At 64.3% G+C, this 22,582-nt stretch carries 21 protein-coding genes; 5 read left to right on the forward strand and 16 right to left on the reverse strand.

Annotated elements, in window-relative coordinates; translation table 11 throughout:
• Nucleotides 1-26: 26 nt before the first annotated feature.
• The 8 genes from ACT54B_RS04550 to ACT54B_RS04585 all read right to left on the reverse strand — a co-directional run bounded on the left by ACT54B_RS04550 (nucleotide 27) and on the right by ACT54B_RS04585 (nucleotide 10,507).
• Nucleotides 27-1,622, reverse strand: a complete 1,596-nt coding sequence (locus ACT54B_RS04550) for a GMC family oxidoreductase (RefSeq protein WP_476043130.1) — start codon at nucleotides 1,620-1,622, stop codon at nucleotides 27-29.
• Nucleotides 1,623-1,626: 4 nt separating this feature from the next.
• Nucleotides 1,627-3,033: an aldehyde dehydrogenase family protein gene (locus ACT54B_RS04555; protein WP_476043132.1), complete on the reverse strand. Its 1,407-nt coding sequence runs from the start codon at nucleotides 3,031-3,033 to the stop codon at nucleotides 1,627-1,629.
• Between the two features lie 98 nt (nucleotides 3,034-3,131).
• On the reverse strand, nucleotides 3,132-4,121 hold the full coding sequence (locus tag ACT54B_RS04560; RefSeq protein ID WP_476043133.1) for a helix-turn-helix domain-containing protein: 990 nt from the start codon (nucleotides 4,119-4,121) through the stop codon (nucleotides 3,132-3,134).
• An 85-nt stretch (nucleotides 4,122-4,206) separates the two neighbouring features.
• Nucleotides 4,207-4,914, reverse strand: coding sequence for an ABC transporter ATP-binding protein (locus ACT54B_RS04565; RefSeq protein WP_476043134.1), 708 nt, complete (start codon nucleotides 4,912-4,914; stop codon nucleotides 4,207-4,209).
• Nucleotides 4,911-6,644, reverse strand: coding sequence for a branched-chain amino acid ABC transporter ATP-binding protein/permease (locus ACT54B_RS04570; protein ID WP_476043135.1), 1,734 nt, complete (start codon nucleotides 6,642-6,644; stop codon nucleotides 4,911-4,913). The genes ACT54B_RS04565 and ACT54B_RS04570 overlap by 4 nt, the downstream gene beginning before the upstream one ends.
• Nucleotides 6,631-7,500: a branched-chain amino acid ABC transporter permease gene (locus ACT54B_RS04575; RefSeq protein ID WP_476043137.1), complete on the reverse strand. Its 870-nt coding sequence runs from the start codon at nucleotides 7,498-7,500 to the stop codon at nucleotides 6,631-6,633. Before ACT54B_RS04575 ends, ACT54B_RS04570 begins: the two co-directional genes overlap by 14 nt.
• 96 nt (nucleotides 7,501-7,596) lie before the next feature.
• Nucleotides 7,597-8,778: an ABC transporter substrate-binding protein gene (locus ACT54B_RS04580; protein ID WP_476043511.1), complete on the reverse strand. Its 1,182-nt coding sequence runs from the start codon at nucleotides 8,776-8,778 to the stop codon at nucleotides 7,597-7,599.
• 61 nt (nucleotides 8,779-8,839) lie between these two features.
• On the reverse strand, nucleotides 8,840-10,507 hold the full coding sequence (locus ACT54B_RS04585; RefSeq protein WP_476043139.1) for an amidohydrolase: 1,668 nt from the start codon (nucleotides 10,505-10,507) through the stop codon (nucleotides 8,840-8,842).
• A 339-nt stretch (nucleotides 10,508-10,846) separates the two neighbouring features.
• Between ACT54B_RS04585 and ACT54B_RS04590 the strand changes: the two genes are divergently transcribed.
• Genes ACT54B_RS04590 through ACT54B_RS04600 form a run of 3 tightly spaced genes read left to right on the forward strand, consistent with a single transcriptional unit; the run spans nucleotide 10,847 to nucleotide 14,023 of the window.
• Nucleotides 10,847-11,680 (forward strand): IclR family transcriptional regulator, encoded by an 834-nt coding sequence (locus ACT54B_RS04590; protein ID WP_476043140.1) that lies wholly within the window; start codon nucleotides 10,847-10,849, stop codon nucleotides 11,678-11,680.
• Nucleotides 11,681-11,708: 28 nt separating this feature from the next.
• Nucleotides 11,709-12,992 (forward strand): aspartate aminotransferase family protein, encoded by a 1,284-nt coding sequence (locus tag ACT54B_RS04595; RefSeq protein WP_476043141.1) that lies wholly within the window; start codon nucleotides 11,709-11,711, stop codon nucleotides 12,990-12,992.
• A 2-nt stretch (nucleotides 12,993-12,994) separates the two neighbouring features.
• Nucleotides 12,995-14,023, forward strand: coding sequence for a phosphotransferase enzyme family protein (locus tag ACT54B_RS04600; RefSeq protein ID WP_476043143.1), 1,029 nt, complete (start codon nucleotides 12,995-12,997; stop codon nucleotides 14,021-14,023).
• 29 nt (nucleotides 14,024-14,052) lie between these two features.
• Here ACT54B_RS04600 and ACT54B_RS04605 read toward each other — a convergent pair whose 3' ends face one another.
• The gene (locus tag ACT54B_RS04605; RefSeq protein ID WP_476043145.1) at nucleotides 14,053-14,805 is read right to left on the reverse strand and encodes an SDR family oxidoreductase; all 753 of its coding nucleotides are present in this window, start codon (nucleotides 14,803-14,805) and stop codon (nucleotides 14,053-14,055) included.
• Nucleotides 14,806-14,910: 105 nt separating this feature from the next.
• On the opposite strand from ACT54B_RS04605, the gene ACT54B_RS04610 reads away from it, so the two are divergent.
• Nucleotides 14,911-15,333, forward strand: a complete 423-nt coding sequence (locus tag ACT54B_RS04610; RefSeq protein ID WP_476043147.1) for a winged helix-turn-helix transcriptional regulator — start codon at nucleotides 14,911-14,913, stop codon at nucleotides 15,331-15,333.
• On the opposite strand, the gene cobM is transcribed toward ACT54B_RS04610, so the two are convergent.
• Together cobM and cbiE are read right to left on the reverse strand one after the other, a co-directional pair.
• On the reverse strand, nucleotides 15,334-16,104 hold the full coding sequence (gene cobM, locus ACT54B_RS04615; RefSeq protein ID WP_476043149.1) for a precorrin-4 C(11)-methyltransferase: 771 nt from the start codon (nucleotides 16,102-16,104) through the stop codon (nucleotides 15,334-15,336).
• A complete protein-coding gene (gene cbiE, locus ACT54B_RS04620) occupies nucleotides 16,101-17,348 on the reverse strand; it encodes a precorrin-6y C5,15-methyltransferase (decarboxylating) subunit CbiE (RefSeq protein WP_476043151.1) in 1,248 nt (415 codons plus the stop codon). The genes cobM and cbiE overlap by 4 nt, the downstream gene beginning before the upstream one ends.
• Between cbiE and ACT54B_RS04625 the strand changes: the two genes are divergently transcribed.
• The gene (locus tag ACT54B_RS04625; protein ID WP_476043152.1) at nucleotides 17,347-18,117 is read left to right on the forward strand and encodes a cobalt-precorrin-6A reductase; all 771 of its coding nucleotides are present in this window, start codon (nucleotides 17,347-17,349) and stop codon (nucleotides 18,115-18,117) included. The two genes, cbiE and ACT54B_RS04625, sit on opposite strands and share 2 nt — an antisense overlap.
• Here ACT54B_RS04625 and ACT54B_RS04630 read toward each other — a convergent pair.
• The 5 genes from ACT54B_RS04630 to cobF form a co-directional block, all read right to left on the reverse strand.
• Nucleotides 18,081-18,845, reverse strand: coding sequence for a precorrin-3B C(17)-methyltransferase (locus ACT54B_RS04630; protein ID WP_476043153.1), 765 nt, complete (start codon nucleotides 18,843-18,845; stop codon nucleotides 18,081-18,083). The genes ACT54B_RS04625 and ACT54B_RS04630 overlap by 37 nt on opposite strands.
• On the reverse strand, nucleotides 18,842-19,594 hold the full coding sequence (locus ACT54B_RS04635; RefSeq protein WP_476043154.1) for a precorrin-2 C(20)-methyltransferase: 753 nt from the start codon (nucleotides 19,592-19,594) through the stop codon (nucleotides 18,842-18,844). Before ACT54B_RS04635 ends, ACT54B_RS04630 begins: the two co-directional genes overlap by 4 nt.
• The gene (locus ACT54B_RS04640) at nucleotides 19,591-20,223 is read right to left on the reverse strand and encodes a precorrin-8X methylmutase (protein ID WP_476043156.1); all 633 of its coding nucleotides are present in this window, start codon (nucleotides 20,221-20,223) and stop codon (nucleotides 19,591-19,593) included. The genes ACT54B_RS04635 and ACT54B_RS04640 overlap by 4 nt, the downstream gene beginning before the upstream one ends.
• Nucleotides 20,223-21,605 (reverse strand): precorrin-3B synthase, encoded by a 1,383-nt coding sequence (gene cobG / locus ACT54B_RS04645; RefSeq protein WP_476043157.1) that lies wholly within the window; start codon nucleotides 21,603-21,605, stop codon nucleotides 20,223-20,225. Before cobG ends, ACT54B_RS04640 begins: the two co-directional genes overlap by 1 nt.
• 127 nt (nucleotides 21,606-21,732) lie before the next feature.
• A complete protein-coding gene (gene cobF / locus ACT54B_RS04650; RefSeq protein ID WP_476043159.1) occupies nucleotides 21,733-22,506 on the reverse strand; it encodes a precorrin-6A synthase (deacetylating) in 774 nt (257 codons plus the stop codon).
• Between the last annotated feature and the right edge of the window lie 76 nt (nucleotides 22,507-22,582).

Raw genomic sequence — 22,582 nt, forward strand, 5'->3', positions numbered from 1 at the left:
CGGCGGTTCCCGCCGCCGGATTTCCTTCACCCCGCAATCGGCCGTCCGGTCATCAGCGACGCGGCCTTCGCGCCAATCATCATGCAGGGGGCATTCGTATTGCCCGACACGAGGGTCGGCATGATCGAAGCATCCGCAACGCGCAGCCCCTCGACGCCCTTGACCTTGAGATCGGGCGTCACGACCGACTGGACATCGTCCGCGCGGCCCATGCGGGCGGTGCCGCAGGGGTGGAAGACCGTCTTGGCGGTCTGGCGGATATAGGCCCGGAGCGCCTCCGGGTCCTTCTCGACGCCCGGCTTCGGCAGCACGCGGCGCTTGACGATCCGGGCAAGCGAGGGCTGGTCGAGAATGCGGATTGCCGCCTCGACGCCGCGCACCAGCGTTTCGATATCGGCCGGGTCGGACAGAAGATTGGCATCGAAATCGACCGGCGCCTTCGGGTCTTTCGAGGTGATGCGGATCGAGCCGCGCGAGCGGGGCCGGAGATAGCAGGGGCCGATGGAGAGGCCATGGCCCGGCTCCGGTTCCCGGTCGAAAAAGCCGATCAGTACGGGGATCACGTGGAACTGCACGTCCGGCTGGCCGGTGCCTGCGGTATCGATGAAGCCGCCGGCCTCGACCACGTTGGACGAGAGCAGCCCGCGCCGCGTCGCCAGATAGCGCAGCATGTGCATGGCGGCCTTCACGCCCTGGTCCTGTCCGAGAATGGAGATCGGATCCCTGGTTTCCGCCTGGACAGGCACTTCCAGATGATCCTGATAATTCTCGCCGACGCCGGGAAGATGCGAGACCACATCGATGCCGAGCCCGCCGAGATGGTCCGCATGGCCGATGCCGGATTGCTGGAGAAGGCGCGGCGTGGCGATGGCCCCGGCAGACAGCACGATTTCCCGGGTCGCCCGGTAAACCATGCCGTCGAGAAGTTCGATGCCGACCGCTTTTTTGCCCTCGAAGAGAACGCGGGCGACCTTCCGCTCGGTGAGCACGGTCACGTTCGGCCGTTTTTCGGCCTCCCGCAGGAAGGCCTGCGCCGAACTCCAGCGGCGCCCGCCCTTCGTGGTGCTCTGGTAGAAGCCGACGCCTTCCTGTTCGGCCCCGTTGAAATCGGAATTGGCCGGCAGACCCGCCTCGATGGCCGCCTTCACGAAGGCTTCCGTCAGCGGATGGCGATGGCGCGGATCGGAGACCGACAGCGTGCCCTTCTGCCCGTGATAATGACCGTTCAGCCGCTCATTGTTTTCGAGGTTGCGGAAGACCGGCAGCACCTCGTCATAGGACCAGCCCTGGCAGCCCATCTGCGACCAGCTATCGTAATCGTTGCGATGGCCGCGAATATAGATCATCGCGTTCACCGAGGAGCCGCCGCCCAGCACATTGCCCTGCGGCACGATGCTCGGTCGCCCGTTCAGCCCCTTCTGCGGACTGGAGGCATAGGGATGCAGGTCGATGTTCTTGCCCATCACCTTGAAGAAGGTGGCGGGAATATGGATCCACGGATCGGAATCGCGCCGGCCGGATTCGATCAGCAGCACCCGGTTCTGAGGGTTTTCCGAGAGGCGGTTGACCAGAACGCATCCGGCGGAGCCTCCTCCCACGACGATGTAATCAAAGCTCTGCATGGCGTCAGCTCAGCACGGTCTGGGACACGGTGAATTCCTTGAGGCCATCGGCACCGAATTCGACGCCGATGCCCGACTGCTTGACCCCGCCGAAGGGCGCATTGGGCTGGATCGCGCCATGCTTGTTGATCCAGACGGAGCCGCATTCGAGCTGCAGCGCATAGTGCTTCGCCCGTTCCGGATCCGCCGACCAGACCGAACCGCCAAGCCCGAAGGGGCTGGAATTCGCCCGCTGGATCACCTCGTCCACATCCGAATAGCGGATGATCGGCAGGACGGGACCGAACTGTTCCTCGTCCACCAACGGAACGCCGTGATCCACATCGGCCACCAGCGTGACGGGGTAGAAATAACCGGGCCCTTCCTGCGGCTCGCCGCCGATCAGGACGCGCCCGCCCCGCGCCTTCGCGTCATCGACAAGCGCCCGCACCTTGTTGAGCTGCATGGCGTTCTGGACCGGGCCGAGCACGCTCTTCTCATCGAGACCGTCACCGACGGGGATTTTCGCCGCATAATCGGCAAGCGCCTGGCAGACCTGATCATAGAGGCTGTCATGCACGTAAAGCCGCTTCAGCGCCGCACAGGTCTGGCCATTGTTGATGAAGGCACCCCAGAACAGGCCTTCGGCAATGCGGGCCGGATCGGCATCGGGAAGCACGATCCCGGCATCATTGCCGCCGAGCTCCAGCGTCAGGCGCTTCAGCGTCGCAACCGCCGAGGCCATGACCTTTTTTCCCGTTTCGGTCGAGCCGGTAAAGGTCATCTTGGCGATGCCGGGATGGGACGAAAGCGCCGCCCCGATGGCATTTTCGCCGGTGATCACGTTGACGACGCCCGGCGGCAGCACCTCGTTCATCACTTCGACGAGGCGGATCGTGGAGAGCGGCGTCAGCGGCGATGGCTTGATGACGACCGTGTTGCCGGCGCGGATTGCCGGGATCATGTGCCAGCAAGCAATCATGACCGGCCAGTTCCAGGGCGTGATCGACCCGGTGACGCCGACGGGCTTGCGGTGAAGCTCCACCCGGCCTTCGTTGTTGTCCTGAAGCACCTCGACCGGCAGGGAGAGCTCGGCCGTATGGCGCGTCCAGGCAAGCGCCCCGCCGAGTTCGAAGCGCGAGCCGAGACCGTTGAGCGGCTTGCCCTGTTCGAGCGTCAGGAGATGGGCGATTTCCTCGGAATGTTCGGCAATCTTTTCCGCAATGTCGCGGCAGGCCTGCGCCCGCTCTGCATCCGGCACCAGCGACCACAGCCTGAAGGCCGCACCGGCAGCCTCGACGGCGCGGTCGAGATCGGCTGCCGTTGCCAGAGGCATCTGCCCGACGATGTCGCCGGTGGACGGATTGCGGATATCGGCATGATGTTCGGTGGCGACACGCTCGCCGCCGATCAGCAGGGTATACTGCTTCACGTTTTGCTCCTCCCGTAGCTTCTGGGAGGAGTATGGCCAAGGTCTGCCGGGTCGGTCTTGGGCGGGAACGCGCCGCGAATTGGACCCGAACGCAGAATTTACGTTTTGTCAGCTTTTTCCGCAGCGCCGGTCTTCAAGAGATCGGTCGGCGCACAGTCGAACAGGTCCTTGAAGGAGCGGTTGAAATAGGAAATGTCGTTGAAACCGGCCGAATAGGCGACTTCCGCAATCGTCCCGCAGTTCTTCTCGGTCTTCAGCTGCTCGATCTTCTGCCGCGCAAAACGCAGCCGCCGGTCGCGGATGACGGTGGTGCAGGTCACCCCCATGCCCTGAAAATCCTGCTGCAGCGTGCGGATCGACACGCCAAGCCGGGTTGCCAGCCAGCGGGCGGAAAGATCGCTTTCCGTCAGATGCCGGTCGATCAAAAGATCCACCATCTGCATCCGCTTGGTAGCGCTGTCGGGCAGCGCATGCAGGGGCTCGTCCCGCGCCCCGGTCGAAAGGAAGGCCTGACGGGTGGCGTTATACATGAGTTCACGCAGATGCGGCGCGCCGCTCTGGTTCTCCGGCGTCGTCATGATCTTGGCGACCAGCGCGCGCAGCATCAGCGCCATCGGATCGTCGGCGGCAAGCTTGCGGGCAATGTCGAAATCCACCTTGCTTTCCGTATACATCAGCTGGCGCGGCAGGTGCAGCGAGAGGTGGTTCGAAAAGCGGCCGTTGAAATAGAAGGTGGTCGGCCGCGTGCTGTCGACCAGGATGCACTCGCCGACATCGAGCACATTCTGCTGGCCGGAATGGTCGAGCCCGCAGCTGCCCTCGATCTGCATGATCAGGAAGAGATGCTCGGCCGCATCCTGGCGGATATCGTCCCAGTCCCGGTGCACATAGTCGAGATCGGTGGAGATATGGGCGAAATCCATGCCACAGACATCGATGCTTCGGGCCGCGCCGAACACGGTGTCATCCTTCTGCACCAGATGCGGATTGAAGGACCCGCAGATGCTGCGGAGATCATGCCGGAACGTCTCGTAGGGCTGCGCGGAAAAATCGCGCTTCACCAGACTGGTCGTGCTCAGCGGTTCCATCTCATGCCTCCCAACAGAAAAGGGTCCGGCTCCAAGCATCGGCAGATGCGGCCCGCCGGTCAAGAGCCGGCAGCCCCCCTCGCCGTCAAGCCACCTGATCCGCCACATCCCCCAGATAGAGATGATGCAGGCGGGCCGGGTCCTTGAGCAGCGCCTCGCAACCGCCATTATAGACCACGGCGCCGCGCCGCAGCACATAGGCCCGGTTGCCGACGCCGAGCGCCAGATTGGCGAACTGCTCGACCAGCAGCACCGCCATCCCGCCATCGGCGAGCTTGCGCACCGCCTCCATCAGGCGGCTGACGATGACGGGGGCAAGTCCAGACGACATCTCGTCGATCAGGATCACCTTCGGCCGGCCAACCAGAGCCCGGGCGATGACAAGCATCTGCTGCTCGCCACCGGACAGCATGGCCGACTTCACGTCGCGCCGCTGCACAAGTTCCGGGAAGAGGCCGTAAGCCTCGTCGAGGCTGGCACCCGGCGCGAGCGCAACCTTGAGGTTTTCCTCGGTCGTCATGTCGGGGAAGACGGTGCGGCCCTGCTCCACATGGCGCAGCCCTTTGCGGGCCCGGATGCCCGCCGGCTGGCCGGAAATATCCTCGCCATCGAGAATGATCGACCCCTTGGCCGGGATGATCCCGGACAGGCCTTCGAGCGAGGTGGTCTTGCCCGCCCCGTTGGAGCCGAGCACGACGCTGATTTCCCCCGAGCGGACCGTCAGATCGATGCCGCGCACCACCGGGATGCCGCCGCGGGCGACGACGAGTTGCTTGATCGTGAGCTCGGTCATGCCACCTGCTCCTCCAGTTCGACGCCCATATAGGCCTTCTGTACGATGGGCGAGGCCAGCACCGTCTGCGGCGCACCATTGGCAATGACCCGGCCGAAATCGAAGACGGTGATGTCGGAACAGGCCTTGCGGACAAGATCCATGTCATGCTCAATCAGCAGCACAGCGCTGCCAAAGGTCTCGGGGATTGCGGCAATCCGGTCGCCGAGCTTGAGCGCTTCGGCATAGGATTGTCCGGCAGCCGGCTCGTCCAGCAGCAGCACCGGCGGACGGGCGGCGACAACGCCCGCCACATCGATCAGCCGGCGCGAGCCCGCATCGACGGTGGTGATGACCGCCTCGGGCGGCGGACAGTCGAACCATTCCAGCACCGCCTCGATTTCCGACGGCCTGATGCCCGGGGCAGCAAGGCGAATATAGTCGCCGACGGTCAGTTCCGGCGCAATGCGGGTGGTCTGCCAGGTACGGCGGATGCCAAGCCGGGCGCGTTCGGTGGCGAGCAGCCCCTCGAGTGGCCGGCCCTGCAACGAAACACGACCGTCGTAACGCGGCAGGAACCCGGCAATCGCGTCGACAGTGGTCGACTTGCCGGCCCCGTTCGGCCCGATGAGGCCGACAACGGTCCGGGCGGGCACCTTCAGCGAGACCGTGTCGAGCGCGAGCACGTTACCGTAGCGGACGGTGAGATTGCTCACCTCCAGCGCCACGCCCGGCTGATGGACCGCGGGTGCGCCGAGAGGTTTCGCCGATGCGGGCGTATGGGCCACGACCAGACCGGGCTTCCGGCGGAAACGGGAGGCGAGTTTGGACCCCAGGCGAACCCAGGTCTCGCTGATCGTCTCGCCCGTGCTCATCGCCTGCACCGCGCCAACGGCGAAGAACACGTTGCCGATATCCTGCGGCAAGCCAAGGCGACGCAGCAGTTCGGGAAAAAGCGTGATCATCGCCCCGCCGGCAACCGCCCCGAGGGTAAAGTGCGCGCCCACCATGCTCGCCACCGCAAACAGAGCCAGCGACTGCATCATGCTGAAGTTCTCGGCGACCAGCGTGCCGAGATAGCCCGCAAGAAGCCCGCCCGACACGCCCGAGATGAAGGCGCTGATCGCAAAGGCCGAGAGCTTCGCCATGGGCACGCTGACACCGTGGGCGGCTGCCGCACGCTCGGAATGGCGCACCGCAAGCCAGGAGGCTCCGAGGCGCGAGCGGTTAAGGAATTCGAGCCCGACCGCAATCGCGCCATAGACGATCATCACGAGCGCGAAATAGCCGCCATCGCTCTCGAACCATGCAGGGCGCAGAACCTGGATGAAGGCGGTCTGGCCGGGAAAGGTGATGGTGGCCAGCACCGTATCGAAGGCCGCAGCAAAACCGAGCGTCACGATGGCGAGGTTGATGCCGCGCAAGCGGAGCGCCGGAAGGCCGATGACGACACCGACGGGCACCGCAGCCAAACCGCCGAGCAACACCCAGACGATGAGCCCGCCCGGCGCTTCCGCGACATTGAGATAGCCCGTAACCCAGGCACCGACACCGGCAAAAGACATCTGGCAGAGCGAGATCATGCCGGTACGGCCCGTCACAAGCCCGAGGCTTTGCAGCGCAATCCCGGTGATGAAGACGGCGGTGACCAGAAAGATCCAGTATTTCGGCAGCAAGAGGTAAAGCACGGCCGAGAGAATGGCGAGGGTAAGCGCGGTTCGGACCGCCGCCCTGAGACTAGCGTGCTTCATCGAATCGGGCCCCCCTTTGCGACCACATGAGAACGGCGAGAATGACGAGGAAAGGAATGGCGCCGCGATACTGGCTGAACGTATCGAGCCCGCTGGCCAGCCCCTCGATGATGCCGATGGCCATGCCCCCCAAGAGAGCTGCCCGGAAGCTGGCAAAGGCGCCGATCAGGGCTGCAGCGAGCGCCGGCACCACGAGCAGGCTGAGCGACATGAAATCCGGGGCGCGCTGCGGCGCAATCACCATCAGCGCAAAGGCCGTGACCGCGCCCATAACCGCCCAGACGCTGAGCGCCAGAAGTTTAACGCGGATACCGATCAGTTCAGCGGCCATCGGCCGCTGCGAGAGCGCCCGAAGCTCGAGACCGGTCTGGGTGCGGGCGAGGAACTGCTCGGTGGCAAGGGTGAAGAGCACGGAAATGGCGATGGTGACGATCGCCGCCCAGGTGACTTCCACGCCGGCAAGCCGGAAGGCGGAGCCGGGAATGAGATCCGGGAAGTTATGCGGATGCTGCCCGCCGGTGAGGCGGAGCCCGACCGCGATGATGCCGACGAGAAGGGCCGCCGTGACCGCCGCCTTGGTGGAGGCGGCCGCACCCGAAAACCAGGTGGCCATAATGAGGCCGACCGCAAGGGCCGCCAGTGCGCCGGCCGTAATGCCGGCGGGAACGGCAAGCGCCAGCGGAACGCCGCTTTCATAGAGGGCCACCATGATGAAGGTGCCGGTTGCGCCGATGGCCGCGCCGGTGAAGTTCACCACCGCCACGAGACGATAGGTGAAGATCGCGCAGACCCCGAGGATCGCATAGGCCCCGCCTGCGGAGAGGCCCGCCACGGCTGAGGTCAGGAGAGAATTCATGGGACGGGTTCCTGTCGCCAACAGTCTTGAAAAACAACCGGACGGCGCCGCCCGGGAGGGTTTTACGGCGCCGTCCGGCAGGTCCGCCGGGACCTGTTACTCGGCGGCGGGAAGCACGTACCAATCCTTGGAGATCGGCTCCCACTTGCCCGCATTGAGTTTCATGACCTTGGTGGCCTGCATCGGCGCATGCTTGGCGGCGTCACCGAAGACATAGTCGCTGCCCGCAATCGGGTACTTCATCGCCTTGCCTTCCATCAGCTTGGCACTGACGCTTTCACGGGTCACCGGCCCCTCGATGGAGGCGATCGTATCGGCCAGAACCTTGGCGGCGAGATAGCCGCCCTGGCTGAAGGCGGTCTTCGGCAGGCCTGCCGTTTCCATGGTCTTCATCCAGTCGCCATTGGCCTCGTTGGTTTCCGTATAGGGCTCCCATTCGGTACCGAGATAGACGGGCTGCTTGGTGTTCGGCAGGGCCTTGGCCACGCCTTCGGTGTAGCCGGAGGCGAGGAACAGCCAGTCGATGCCCTCGATCTTCTGGGCGTCCGCCGTGTTGATCATCTGCACGACGCCCGGCTCGACCTGGTTGGTCAGCACCGCATCGCAGCCATTGTCGCGCGCCTTGATGAGATAGGGCGTCAGGTCGCCCTGAAGCGGCAGGGTCATGTCGATGAGGTGGATCTTCTTGCCGCTCATCTTTTCCCATCGTGCAACGGCCGCCGCATAGGCTTCCTGGGTGCCGCCGAGGATGATGAAGAAGGCACAGAGCTTTTCGTCCTTCAACTCCTTGGCTCCATAGTCGAGCATGGCCGTGGTCAGCGTGTAGGGGCCGACATTCACGGGCGAGACGGACGGCGCATTGAAGCACATGGGGTCGACGCCGACGCCCTGCACGGAGAGCACGCCGTTGCGCTTGTAGGTCGCGGCATTGACCGCGCAGTCGAGAAGGCTCGCGCCGCCGGCAAGGGCAACAACGTTCTTGTTGTCGATGAGGTCGCGCGCAGCCTGCGCAGCCACCTGCGGATCGGCCTTGTCGTCCGCCATCGTATATTCGATCTGGCAACCGGAAATGCCGCCGGCCGCATTGATCTGGTCGAAGACCGCCTTCGCGCCCTTCGGCCCGTCGGAGAAGTCCACCGGACCGGTAATGGTCGAGACGGAACCGACCTGAATGGCGCCCCCCTCACAGGTGGGCGCCGCCATGGCGGTGCCGGCAAGCAGGCTTCCGGCGAGCGCGAGACCGGCAGTCAGAACCGGACGGGAGATGGTTTTCAGCATCACGATACCCCTTTTCATTGTGTTGTTATTCTCCCCGAACTTCCTCCTCCGGGGGCATGCATCAGCGTTCGAAAACCGGGCGGCCCTCGAAATAAGTGGTCAGAACCTGCGTATGGGAAATCCGGTTCGCGGGGACCTCGAAGAGGTTCTGGTCGAGCACGATGAAATCGGCAGACTTGCCGGGCTCCAGCGAGCCGGTCTCTTCGCCGAGACCCGCGGCCTTGGCGGAATTGAGGGTGTAGACGGACAGCGCCTCTTCCAGCGTGATCGCCTGCTCGCCCCAGAGCTTTTCGCCCGGGAAGGCGCCTTCCGGGTTCTCGCGCGTTACCAGCCCCTCGATCCCGCTGAAGGGCGCCGGGAACGGGCTGACCGGCCAGTCGGAGCCGCCGGCCACCAGCGTGCCCGCATCGAGGAAGGCCCGGTTCGGCCAGAAACGCTCCGCGCGCTCCTTGCCCATCACCTGCCGATGCCCCTCCAGGAAGGTCGTCGGGAACCAGATCATCGGGCAGAGATCGGCAACGACGCCAAGCTTGGCAAAGCGGGGGATATCCTCGTCGCGCACATAGCTCGCATGGGCGATATGGTGCAGCACCTTGGGCGGACCGTTGAAATGGCGCACCGCCTCGACGGCATCCAGCATCTGCGAAACAGAGGCATCGCCGGTGCAGTGGATCTTCAGGCCCATGCCCATCTTCTCGGAAAGATCGATGTAGCGCACGAGATCCGGCGTGCTGACCAGCGTATGGCCGCGGTGGCCGTGCGGAAAGGCCGGATCATCCACGTAAGGCTCGTGGAAAAAGGCCGTCCGGGCACCGGGCACGCCATCGAGGAAGATCTTGGTGAAGTTCGGCCGCACCAGCCGGCTGACGAACTCGTCGCGGCGGGCGAGCAAGGCCTCGCCGGAAACACCGAACATGAAGCTCGGCTCGATCAGCGGCAAGGATGTCACCGCCCATGCCGTCAGTTGCCCCTTGTCTTCCACAGCCCTCAGCGCTTCGAGAATGGAGAGGACGGAGGCCGCATCCTGAAAGGCGGTGATGCCGTAGCTGTTCAGCGTCCGGACCGCCTGCGCCACGGCAGCTTCCGCCATGGCGGAGGTGAAATACTGGTTGGCCACCCGCTCGGCGATACCGGCGGCGGATTCGATCAGGATCCCCGTCAGCTTTCCATTCGACGGATCGCGTCCGAGCGCCCCGTCTGCCGGGTCGGTGCTGGCGTCCGAGAGCCCGCAGAGGCGAAGCGCCTCGGAATTCACCCAGCGATTATGGGCCGTTTCGTCTCTCAGCAGAACCGGATGCCCGAGGCTTGCCGCGTCGAGCTTTGAAAGGGCCTCGACCGTGTTCAGTTCGGCGATGCGATCGGCACCCCACTGGCTGCCGAAGATCCATTGGCCGGGTTCGGCCGTCTCGGCTGCGGCGCGTACTTCCGCGCAGATTTCGTCCAGCGAGGCGGAGCCCGGAAACCGGCGCTCGAAGAGTTCGGCCGTACCGCCCATCAGCACGTGATTGTGCACGTCGACGAAGCCCGGCATCGCCATGCGGCCCTCAAGATCCACCGTTTCGGTGCCAGGGCCAGCCAGAGCCCGGATGGACTCATTGCTGCCCACCGCCTGGATGCGCCCGTTCAGGACGGCAAGCGCCTCCGCCCAGCTTCTGTTGGGCTCAGCGGTAAAGATGCGTCCATTCACGAAAATACGATCAGGCGTCTCCGCCTTGGCAACGGCCATCATTCTCCTCCTCCCAACGGTTCGCTTGTTGAACCGCTGCACCCTCTCTCCCGGGAAACATGCAACAGGGATAAAAGTGAGTCAACATATTTCACACGTTAAATAATGGCTCGATGGAGGAGCAGATAGCAAGATCGCCGGCGTTTACTGCCGTTGAGGAAAAGCAGAAAAAGAAACTGGCGCGGGTAAGCAGGCACGCGACGCCCCGGTTCCCGGTCAATTATTCGGTTCACTATTAGAACCATACTTGCTATTTCTCTCTTGCAATAGCCGGGAGAGCGTGCGATTTACTTAGCACGTTAAGTAAATTTGCCGGTTCAGGATCGACCGGAGGGAGAGGACATGAGCACCATCGGCAAGGCTCTGACACTGCTGGATCTGATTGCCGGCCTGCCGCATGAGGCGGGCCTCAGCGAGCTTGCCCGTCTGGGCGGCCTCGACAAGGCGACCACGCGCCGCTTCCTGGTGCAGCTGGAGCGGTTCGGTTTTCTGGAGCAGGACGCCGAAAGCCGGAAATACAGGATAGGAGCCGCACCGCTGCGTCTTGCACAGATTCGCGAGGCCCGCTTGCCGCTTCTGCAGCACGGCGTCCCGATGTTGCGGCGACTGGCGGCGAGCTGCGGCGAGACCGTGCATATGTCGGAATTCACAGCCGGCAGGTTGTCGACCATCCACGCGGAAGAATCCTTCCGTGCCCATCGGGTCACCGTCAAGGTCGGCACCCTGCTGCCGCTGCATGCCAGCGCCTCCGGGCTGGCCTATCTTGCCTTCTCTCCCGATCTGCTGATCGAGGATTACCTGTCCCGCCCGCTGGAACGCTTCACGCCCCATACGATCGTGGAGGGCGAACCGCTGCGGGCGCTCCTCGAGGAAACCCGCCGCCTGGGTTACTCCGTGAACCGCCAGGGTCTGGAAGGGGGAATGATCAGCGTGGCCGCTCCCATTCTTGCCCCGCACAAGCCGCCGGTCGGGGCCGTCGCGATCGCCGCACCGCTGGTGAGGGTCGACGACCTCAGCATTCGCACGCTGGGCGCTTCCGTGGTGGAAACCGCGGCCGCGCTGTCCCGGGCGCTCTATCCCCGCCCGGAGCGGGCCGACGTCGCGCAGCCGCGCCGCAAGACATCGCAGCCCGCCCCTGCCCTGCAGGACGAATTGACCAGCCTGACCATTTCCTGATGCCCGCCCCTTGCCATGGAGGCCCTGTATGTCTGACGAGACCCGTCTCATCGCCCGCCGCGAGCGCCTGCTCGGAAAGAACATGTCCCTGTTTTACGACCATCCCGTCCACATCGTGAGGGGCGAGGGCGTCTGGCTCTTCGATGCGGAGGGCCGCCAGTATCTCGATTGCTATAACAATGTACCGCATGTGGGCCATTGCCACCCCCATGTGGTGGAGGCAATCTGTCGTCAGGCGTCCCTGCTCAATACCCATACGCGCTACCTGCACGAGGGAATTCTGGACTACGTCGGGCGGCTGACATCCACCTTCGATCCAGGCCTTAACTCGGCGATCCTCACCTGCACCGGCAGCGAGGCGAACGATGTGGCGCTGCGCATGGCCCAAGCGGTCACCGGACGGACCGGGGTCATCGCCACCGACCACACCTATCACGGCAATACGACCGCCGTGTCCCAGCTCTCCACCCGAATGCCGCCCGTCGGCGGCTTTGGCGGCCATGTGCGCCACGTATCGGCGCCGGACAGCTACCGGCCTCTGGGGGGCGAAGGCGGCGAAGCCTTTGCCATCGCCTTCGCGCAACAGGTGGAAGCCGCAATCGAGTCGCTGCAGGATAGCCCCTTCGGCTTTTCCGCGCTGATCATCGATCCCTTCTTTGCCAACGAAGGCTTCCCCGACCTGCCCTCGGGATTCCTCGACCGGGCGGTGGCGGCTGTACGCAAGGCAGGCGGCCTTGTCATTGCCGACGAAGTCCAGCCGGGCTTCGGCCGGACCGGCCAGCATTTCTGGGGCCATCAGCGGGCCGGCATTGTTCCCGATATCGTCACGCTCGGCAAACCGATGGGCAATGGCCACCCGATCGGCGGGGTCATCGCCCATACGGATACGCTGAATGCTTTCCGGAAGGCCTTTCGCTATTTCAACACCTTCGGCGGCAACCCCGTTTCCTGCGCTGCCGGCATGGCCGTCCTCGACGTGATCGAGCAGGAAAACCTGATGGCCAATGCCCGCGATGTCGGAGCCTATGCATTGGCCGGACTGAACCGATTGGCAGAAAAGCATGGTGCAATCGGCAATGTGCGCGGCGCGGGCCTGTTCTTCGGCGCGGAACTTGTCACGAACCGCGCCACCAAGGAACCGGATGCCAAACTTGCCAGCCAGGTCATCAATGGCATGCGCGAGCGTGGCGTGCTCATGGGCAAGCTCGGAATTCACCAGTGTACCACGAAGATACGCCCGCCCATGCCCTTCAGTCGGGCCCATGCCGACCACATGCTTTCCACCCTTGACGACGTGCTGGCGGGGCTTTGATCATGGTTGACCTTCTCCCCCTCGAACTGATCGGCAAGCTTGAGAAGCGCGCTGGCGACTGCCTGGAACGGTGGGGCTTGCCACCCCGGGTGCCCTTGCTGATCAAGTACCGGGAGAACGCGGTTTTCCGCGTGGTGCGTGGCACGGGCAGCTTTGCCGGGCTGCGTCTGCATCGTCCCGGTTACCATGATCAGGATGCGTTGCGCTCCGAGCTGGAATGGTTGCAGGCCATGTTTCGGGAGGGCCTGCCGGTTCCCGAACCCATTGAAACCAGCGATGGCGCCCTGCTCGTCGCCCTGCCCACCGATGAGGGTGAGGACGTCCAGTATGCGGATCTTCTGCACTGGCTTCCGGGCATACCCCTTGGGCAGACGGGAACCCCTCTGGACTGGACGCCGGAAGAGGCCAGAACCCTTTTCTTCCAGATCGGCGCGACGGCCGCGCGGCTGCATCTTGCATCCGACGGCTGGAAGCCGCCGAAGCAATTCCATCGGCCCCAATGGAACCGTCAAGGGCTCCTGGGAGACAATCCGGTCTGGGGACGGTTCTGGGATTGCCCTCTGCTCTCGCCTTCCGAAAGGGAGAAGCTGCTCGCTCTCAAGCATCATCTCGACCGCGTGATGCAAACGCTGGAAAATCAGCACTATGATTATGGGCTGATCCATGCGGATCTCGTGCGGGAAAACATTCTCGTCCACGAGGGCGCCGTTGCCTTCATCGATTTCGACGATGCCGGATTTGGATATCGCATGTTCGAGCTTGCCACGGCCCTTCTGAAAAACCGGCTGGAACCCGATTTTGCCGGCCTGCGCGACAATCTGATCGCCGGCTATCGGGGCATCCGTCCTCTCGCTGAAAGGGAAATCGCCACGCTACCCCTGTTCATGACGCTGCGCGCCCTGACCTATGTGGGCTGGATTGCCTCGCGAACGGAAATGCCCGGCGCCGATGTCCGTCTGGCCCGCTATTATCGCGACACGATGGAGCTTGCAGCCGCCCCGGGTGGCGACGGAGCCTTTCTCCTGGATTGAAAGGGGGGTGCGATGCCCCCCCTCTCCGCTCAATGCTGGCTGTTGACCGCTTCGAAAGCGGCCGCATGGCGCCCTTCCGCCTCCGCATCGCGCAGGAAACGGCACCGCTCCACGATCACCTCCTCCACGGCGCCGCGGCCGAGAATCTCCATGACTTCGCGGATGAAATCGGCAAGCGGCATGGCGCGCGGGTCGACGGCCTGTGCCGGGCCCATCAATTCCGTCTGGACATAGGGCGGAGCGATTTCGATGACCTCGATCCCGGAACCCTTGAGCTGCTGGCGCAGGGTCTGCGAATAGGAGTGGATCGCCGCCTTGGTGGCAGAATAGGTGGGCGTCAGCACCAGAGGCACGAAGGCGAGGCCGGAACTGACCGTCAGGATGGCGGCGTCCCGCTTCGTCTGGAGATGCGGCAGCAGTGCCGCCGTCAGGCGAATAGGCCCCAGAAGATTGATGGCGATGGTTTCCTCTGCCGTGGCCAGATAGGCGGGCGCATCCTTCAGGGTTTCGGGCTTCATGATGCCCGCATTGTGAATCACCCCGTTGAGATCGGGAAAGCTGGCCGTGAGTTCGGCGGTGAATGACGGGATAGCCTGGGCATCGGCGACATCGAGGATGCGGTAGGCCATGCCGGGATTGGCTTTGACCACGGCTTCGAGCGGTTCGGCGCGCCGGCCGGAAATGATGACTTTGTTCCCGAGCGCGTGAAAGGCTTCGGCGATGGCCCGGCCGATGCCGGTGCCGCCACCTGTGACGAGAAGGGTGTTGCCGGTCATTTTCATGAGTTTCGCTCCATAATTTGGGATTGCCCGGACAACCTATGAAGCTTACATTCGATTGGTAAGTAGGCGCTGAAAAGATTTATACTTACCAAAAAGAGAGTGATTATGAATCAAGATGTTAAGACGTCCACCTCCGACGGACATCTGCAATCATGCCGGTCCGTGGAGACCGATCCGGCGGTTGACAGACTGGTCGAAGACATTATCGGCAAGGTGGCTGACAAATGGACCATGCTGATTTTGGAGGTTCTCGAAGAGGGCGGAACGCTGCGCTTCACGGAAATCGGCAAGCGCGTGCCTGATATCAGCCAGAAGATGCTGACCAAGACGCTACGCCAGATGGAATATGACGGGCTGGTGGAGCGGCGCATTCACCCGGTCATCCCGCCGCATGTGGATTACACGCTGACCAGGATGGGGCATGGACTGAGCTACGCCTTTTGCGGCGTCTGGGTCTGGGCGGAAGAGAACCGCGCCGCCATCGAAGCGGCGCGTGAGGCTTTCATGGCGAGCCACGGAAAGCTCTGATCACTCGAAGAAGCCGTCCCGCCCGCGAAAGCGGCGCTGGTAATCGGGATCGTAGAGCGAGCTCTCGCGAAAATCCTCCGAGCCAAGGCCGGGACCCACGAAGATCAGCGCGGTGCGGTCGATCGGATCCTTGGCCACCTCCGCCTCGATGGAGGAAAGCCGGCCCCTGATGATCCGTTCTTCCGGCCAGCTCGCCTTGAAGACAACGATCACGGGGCAGTCGGCCCCATAGAGCGGGGTCAGCTCCCGCACGATGTCAGGCAGCGAATGAATGGCGAGGTGGATCGCGAGTGTCGCGCCGGTTGCACCGAAATTGGCGAGCGTTTCCTTCTCCGGCATGGGCGAGGCCCGGCCGGACACACGGGTGAGAATGAGGCTCTGGGCGACAGCGGGAATGGTGAGCTCCCGGCGGATCGCGGAAGCGGCTGCCGCGAAGGAAGGCACGCCCGGGGTCATCGTGTAATCGATGCCATGCTTTTCCAGCCGGCGGATCTGTTCCGCCACCGCGCTCCAGACGGAGAGATCGCCGGAATGAAGACGGGCCACATCCTCGCCATTGGCAGCCGCCAGGAGATATTCGCGCTCGATCTCGTCCAGCGACATCGGCGCTGTATCGATGATACGGGCGCCCGGCGGGCAATATTGCAGAAGCTCCGGCGAAACGATCGAGCCGGCATAGAGGCAGACCGGGCATTTGCCGATCAGGTCTCGCCCGCGCACCGTGATGAGATCGGCCGCGCCCGGCCCTGCTCCGATGAAATGTACCGTCATTCCGTGTCTTCCTGTTCCTTGACCCAGCTCCACTGGGTAACCGGCATCGCCGCGCGCCAGCCCTGCATGGCGCCGACGGGCGAGGCCCGGGCAATGTCGATCCGCGTGAGGGTGCCCCCAAGCCGGGCCTGCCAATGCAGCAGGACGGCTTCCATTTCGAGCGTCACGCCATTGGCAACCAGCCGCCCGCCTTTCGGCAAGGCGCGGACTGCCGTCTGCATCACGCCCTCCTCACTCCCGCCGCCACCGATGAAAATGGCATCGGGCCGCGGCAGGCCGTCGAGGGCCGACGGAGCCATGCCTTCGACCACCTGAAGGCCGGGCACCCCGAATTGAGCCGCATTGCGCCTGATCCGCGCCGCCCGTTCGGGCACGCCTTCGATGGCGATGGCGCGAAGCGAGGGATGGCCGAGCATCCATTCGATGGAGATCGAGCCGGAGCCACCGCCGATATCCCACAGCAGCTCGCCATGGCGCGGCGCCAGCGCCGAAAGGGTAACGGCCCGAACCTCGCGCTTGGTCAGCTGTCCGTCGCTCTCGAAGAGCGCGTCCGAAAGCCCGTTCGCATAGGGCAGGATGCGCGCTCCGGCCCACGCCTTCACCTCGAGGGCACAGACATTGAGGCTGTTGATGCCCGACATGGCAAAACGGCTGGCCACCTGGCCCGTCACCCGCTCCTGCGGACCGCCAAGCGCTTCGAGCACGATCATGTCGGTCTCGCCGAAGCCGGCGGCGACGAGCGTGGCGGCCAGTTCCGCCGGCCCCTTTTCATCGGACGTCAGCGCGATGATTCGGGCACCGGGATGGAGATGCGGGCGGATGAGATCGACCGGACGCCCATGCAGCGAGACGCATTCCACATCCTGCAGGCCCCAGCCCAGCCGCGAGGCGGCGAGCGAGAAGGAGGACGGCGCGGGGATCACATGCATTTCATTGCGCGGCATGCGCCGCGAGAGCGTGACGCCGACGCCATAGAAGAAGGGATCGCCGGAGGCGAGCACCACCACCTTCTCTCCGCGCCGGGAATCGACGAATTGCATCGAGCGCTCGAAAGGGCTCAGCCAGACATGCCGCTCGCCCGTGACCAGTCCATCGACCAGCTCGATGTGACGCGCGCCACCGCAGACCACCGCCGCGGCGCGGATTGCCTGTTTCGCCTCGTCGCCGAGACCGTCTGGACCATCCTCGCCGAGCCCGATAACAGTGAGCCAGCATTCAGCCGGCGGAGAAACCTGATCAACCATGGACAAGCACCGGATACTCATTCTGGGGGGCACGACGGAAGCGCGCGGGCTGGCGGCACGCCTTGCCGGCGATGACCGCTTCGATACCATGCTTTCGCTCGCAGGGCGAACCGCCGATCCGCGCGAGCAGCCGGTTCCGGTCCGGGTGGGCGGTTTCGGCGGCGCGGAGGGTCTTGCCCGCTATCTTCAGGCCGAGGCCATCGATCTGCTGATCGATGCGACCCATCCCTTCGCCGCCCGCATTTCCCGCAACGCGGCAGAAGCCGCGGCGATCTCCGGTGTCCCGCTGGTCGCGCTGCGTCGCCCGGCCTGGGAGAGTCGTGAAGGTGACCGATGGATTCGCGTGTCCAGCGTCGCCGAGGCGGTGAAGCGGCTTCCAGACACGCCGAGCCGCGTCTTTCTGGCGATCGGGCGGCAGGAGGCCTACCAGTTTTCCGCCAGACCCGAACATGCCTATCTGGTCCGCAGCGTCGATCCCGTCACGCCGCCGCTCGACGTTCCGGATGCGCGCTACGTGCTCGCCTGCGGCCCTTTCGGGCTGGAAGACGAGCTGGAACTTCTGCGAAGCGAAAAAATCGGGCTGATCGTGGCCAAGAACAGTGGCGGCAGCGCCACCCATGCCAAGATTGAAGCGGCGCGTGCGCTTGCCATTCCCGTCATCATGGTGGACCGCCAGGAGCCGCCCGGCGTGCCGGCAGTGCCGACGGTCGAGGCCGCGCTCGCCCATATGGATCACCTCTTCTCCGCAGAGAGGAAGCGGGGCGTATAGACGAGGTCCTGCCGGCCGGGACGCGCGATGATGCGGGTTTCCGGCGAACCGATGATCACGCAGGTGGCCATGTCCGCCCGGTTCGCATCCGCTTCGCCAAGCGGCATGACGAGCATGCGCTCGTCTGGACGCCCTGCGGCCCGTCCGAAGATGACCGGCACGGTGGCTGGAAGAACCTCGCGCAGCACGTCGAAGGCGGCACCGAGCTGCCAGGGCCGCGCCTTGCTGATCGGATTGTAGAGCGCAATCACCATGCCCGCTTCCGCCATCAGCCGCAGGCGACGCGTGATGACGTCCCAGGGCTTCAGATTGTCGGACAGCGAAATCGCACAGAAATCATGGCCGAGGGGCGCGCCGATGCGCGCGGCAACGGCCAGCATGGCCGTGACACCCGGGGTCACGACAAGCTCGACAGTCTTCCATTCGTCGGGACCCGCATCGATCGCCTCGCAGACCGCGGCCGCCATGGCGAACACGCCGGGGTCGCCACCGGACACCATGCAGACCCGTTCGCCGGCAGCGGCGCGGATCAGCGCGGCCTTGGCGCGATCGATCTCCTCGCGATTGTCGGAGGCGATCTTCTGCTGGTCGGGACGCAGGTGGAGACGATCCACATAGGGGAAGTAGCCGAAGAAGGCGGTGCTGTCCTCGACCGCCTTCAGCGCCTCCGGCGTCATCTGGTCCGGGTTACCCGGCCCGGTGCCGATCACGTAGAGAATGCCGGTCATTCGCAATCCTCGGAAGGCTTGCCTTCCCAGCCCGCCACGAGAACCAGCGAGAAATAGGGCGCGGCATCGTCGCCCTTGTCGGCGAGCCGGATCATGCCGCCATTCTTCATCGTGCCGCGCTCCACATAGACGGCACGGTGAAGCTTGCCGGCAGCATCCAATGCACGGCGGATTTTCGGCAGGTTGCGGCCGACCTTCATGATCACGGCGGCCTGCGTATCCTTCAGGCGACGGATCAGCTCGTCCTCGTCCATGATGCCGGGCAGCACGCTCAGCACGTCATCGCCCTGCACGATCGGCAGGCCGGCCATGGACCAGCAGCCGGACATGGCCGTAATGCCGGGGATCACCTCGGTCGGGTAGCGATGCGCCAGCCGCACATGCAGATGCATGTAGGAACCGTAGAACATCGGGTCACCTTCCGAAAGGATGGCTACCGTTCGGCCCTTCTCCAGTTCGGCGGCAACCGCTTCCGCAGACCGGTCGTAGAAGGCCGTGATCTGGCTCTTGTAATCGTCGTGATCCTTGTGGATCTCCGTGGTGACGGGATAGTAGAGCGGCAGCTCCGCCATACCCTCGCGGACAATGCCATCAACGATGGTGCGTCCGTTGCCGCGCCGGCCTTCCTTGGCGAAATAGGCAAGCACGTCCGCTTCCCCCAGCGCCTTCACGGCCTTCACCGTCAGAAGCTCCGGATCACCGGGGCCGGTTCCCACGCCGATCAGGCGTCCCTTGCCCGCGCCGCTCAAAGGCCCGGCCTCGCGAGAGAGTTCAGCGCTGCCGCCGTCATGGCGCTGCCGCCGAGACGGCCGCGGATGATGGCATAGGGCACGCCATAGGAATTTTCGGCCAGTGCGTCCTTGCTTTCCGCCGCTCCGACGAAGCCGACCGGCATGCCGAGAATGGCCGCCGGCTTCGGCGCCCCGTCACGCAACATTTCCAGCAGGTAGAAGAGCGCTGTCGGTGCATTGCCGATAGCCACCACCGAGCCCGCCAGACGATCCAGCCACAGCCGCATCTGTGCCGCAGACCGCGTATTGTCGATTTCCTTCGCGATCTCGGGCGTACGCGGATCGGTCAGCGAACAGATCACCTCGTTATTGGCAGGCAGGCGTGCGCGCGTCACCCCATGGGCCACCATGTTCGCATCGCAGAAGATCGGTGCGCCGGCCTGAAGAGCCGCGCGAGCGGCTGAAACGAAATCCGGATGGAATTCAAAGAATTCCGCTGCTCCGACATAGCCGGAGGCATGCACCATCCTCACCGCGACATCGGCTTCCGCTTCGGTGAAGCGGGAAAGGTCGGTCTCGGCGCGTATGATGGCGAAGGACTTTTCGTAGATGGCATTCCCATCCCGGATGTAATCGTAGTCAGGCATCAATCTTTCCGTCGCAAGGCGTTGGCGACCCGCTCCGCCCCCAGGCGGCTCAGGCAATCACGCGTCGATTCGCCAGCTTGTTTCTCGGTCCGCATCAGGGCGGCAAGCCGTTCCACTGCAGACGCCACGTCATTAGCAGCGATGTAGGCTTCTGGCGAGGCCGATGCGGACCCATTTACGACAAGACCATAGCCTAATGGCGCACCCGACAGGCCTAAAAGCGTCGCGGCCGGATGGGCGCACCCCTTCGGGCAGGCCGAAAGGTGCAGGGTGAAGGATCCGTCGAGCAGATCGGCGCCTTCGCGCACGAAAAGTTCTGCCACCGCATGCGTGTCGAAATAGGCCGAGGCACATCCGGCCGTGCCCGCACAAAGGGCGACGTGATTGGCGGGAAGATGTTCTTCCGTCAGGAAGCCATGCTCCCGGGCAAATGCCAACAGGGTCTCGGCGTCGGATTGGCGGGCGAAGGGCAGAAGAAGACCGTGTTCGGGAGCAAGCCGGATTTCCGCCGCCCCGAGCGCCTCAGCCTTTTCGCATAGCGCGCCAAGACTTTCCGCATGGGCCTGGCAATAGGTCAGCCCAAGGCCGGCAATCCACAGATCGGGAGCGAGCCGGTGCAGGCCTGCGGGCCGGCGACCCGTGGGCGCCGGACGTTCCGATGGGGCAAGCGCCGTGCCCGGCAGCGGCAGCGTGGCGGGATCGACATCCTTGCCCCGGGCCGGTTTCGTCCCCTCGTTGCCCATCCGGTGAAGCATTTCCAGCACCGTCATCACGGCATCGACCGCCTCATGGACTTCGAGAAGACAGACAGGCCGCGCGGTCGCGGCATTGCCGCCGAGAAGAAGCGCGTAATTCAGCCCCCTGCCCGTCCGCACGGCCTTGAGGCGAATATCGGCGACGATCGCATCCAGATTGAAGGTTCCGCCCCCGTCGACGATCACCGAGAGTTTCGCAGCAAGCTTGAGGGCAGGCGTGGCGGATGCGACCCGTGCCCGGATTGCTGCCGCAAGCGGACGCACATCAGCCAGCTCCGAAGGGTCTATACCCGAGAGCGGCGGCGTTTCGACGGCCAGGCCGGTCGCGATATCCATGCCCGTGGCAAACACCGCCTCGGTCAGCGGCGCCACCGTCTCGGCCTTCAGTCCGCGGACCTGAAGGTTGCCTCGCGCCGTGACTTCGAGAAGGCCGTTGCCGAAGGCCCGCGCTGCCTGTGCCACGGCCTTGAGATCGGCCGGGCGGAAGCCGCCGGTCGCGGGACGCAGCCGCGCCAGCAGCCCGTCGCCCGTCTGCATGGGCCGGCTGAGAGAGGGGCAGACACCGCGTCGGCTCGACTGGACCGGCTGGTCGTCGGCGGTGCGGAAAAGCGGTTGAATGGCGTTCATGACATCGATCCTGGAGGCAGGCGGAAGAGACCGCAGCAGCGTGTTTACCGCCGGCCAGAAAGGCTTTTATCATGCAACCGTCATTGCGTTGGATCAACAGGCGACCCTCACCCGCGCTGAAACGGCATTATTCGTCGTCGAAATCGGCACCCTTCTGGAGAAGATAGATGTCCATGATCCAGCCATGGCGTTCCCGCTCCTCGGCGCGGCGCCGCTCGATCTCGGCGGCGCAGTCCACAACCCGGCCCGAAAGGATCACCTCGTCTTTGGTCCCGAGATAGGCTCCCCAGTAGATCTTTGCCTCGGGATCGGTGACCCGCGTGAAGGCCTGCTCGCCGTCAAGCATCACGACGCTGGTTTCGGACCGGTGCGGGAAGCTTTCCTGCAGACGCCGCCCGGTGGTGATTTCCACCGGCTTTCCGACCAGATTGAGGGGAATGCGATGGCTGGCACAGAGCGCCTGGATGGACGTGATGCCCGGAATGACCTCGATGTCGAAAGCCACCTTTCCGGTCGCCTTCACCCGCTCCAGAATGCGAAGGGTGCTGTCATACAGCATCGGATCGCCCCAGACGAGCAAGCCGGCCGTTCCGTCCTCCGCTACCTCCTCGATGAGCAGGCGCACATAGGTTTCCGCAATCGCCGCATGCCAGTCATCGACGCGGCCGACATAGGACTTGCCCTCCGCCTCCCGCACCGGCAGGGCGAATTCCACCGTGCGGCTGGCGGGATTGGTGACGTAGCGGGCGATGATATCGCGGCGGACTTCGGCGAGATCCGCCTTCTTCCGTCCCTTGGTGGGCACGAAGAGCACATCGGCCCGATTGAGCGCATTGATGGCCTGAACGGTCAGATGCTCGGGGTTTCCGGTGCCGATACCCACGACCAGTATGTGCCTCATGCCGCTTGCTCCGGTTCCTGCTGATGGCCAATCGCGGGCTCTCTACTGCGGAACTTCGCTTCGCGTCATCTGTTTT

The sequence above is a fragment of the Gellertiella sp. DMC107 genome (assembly GCF_056313605.1).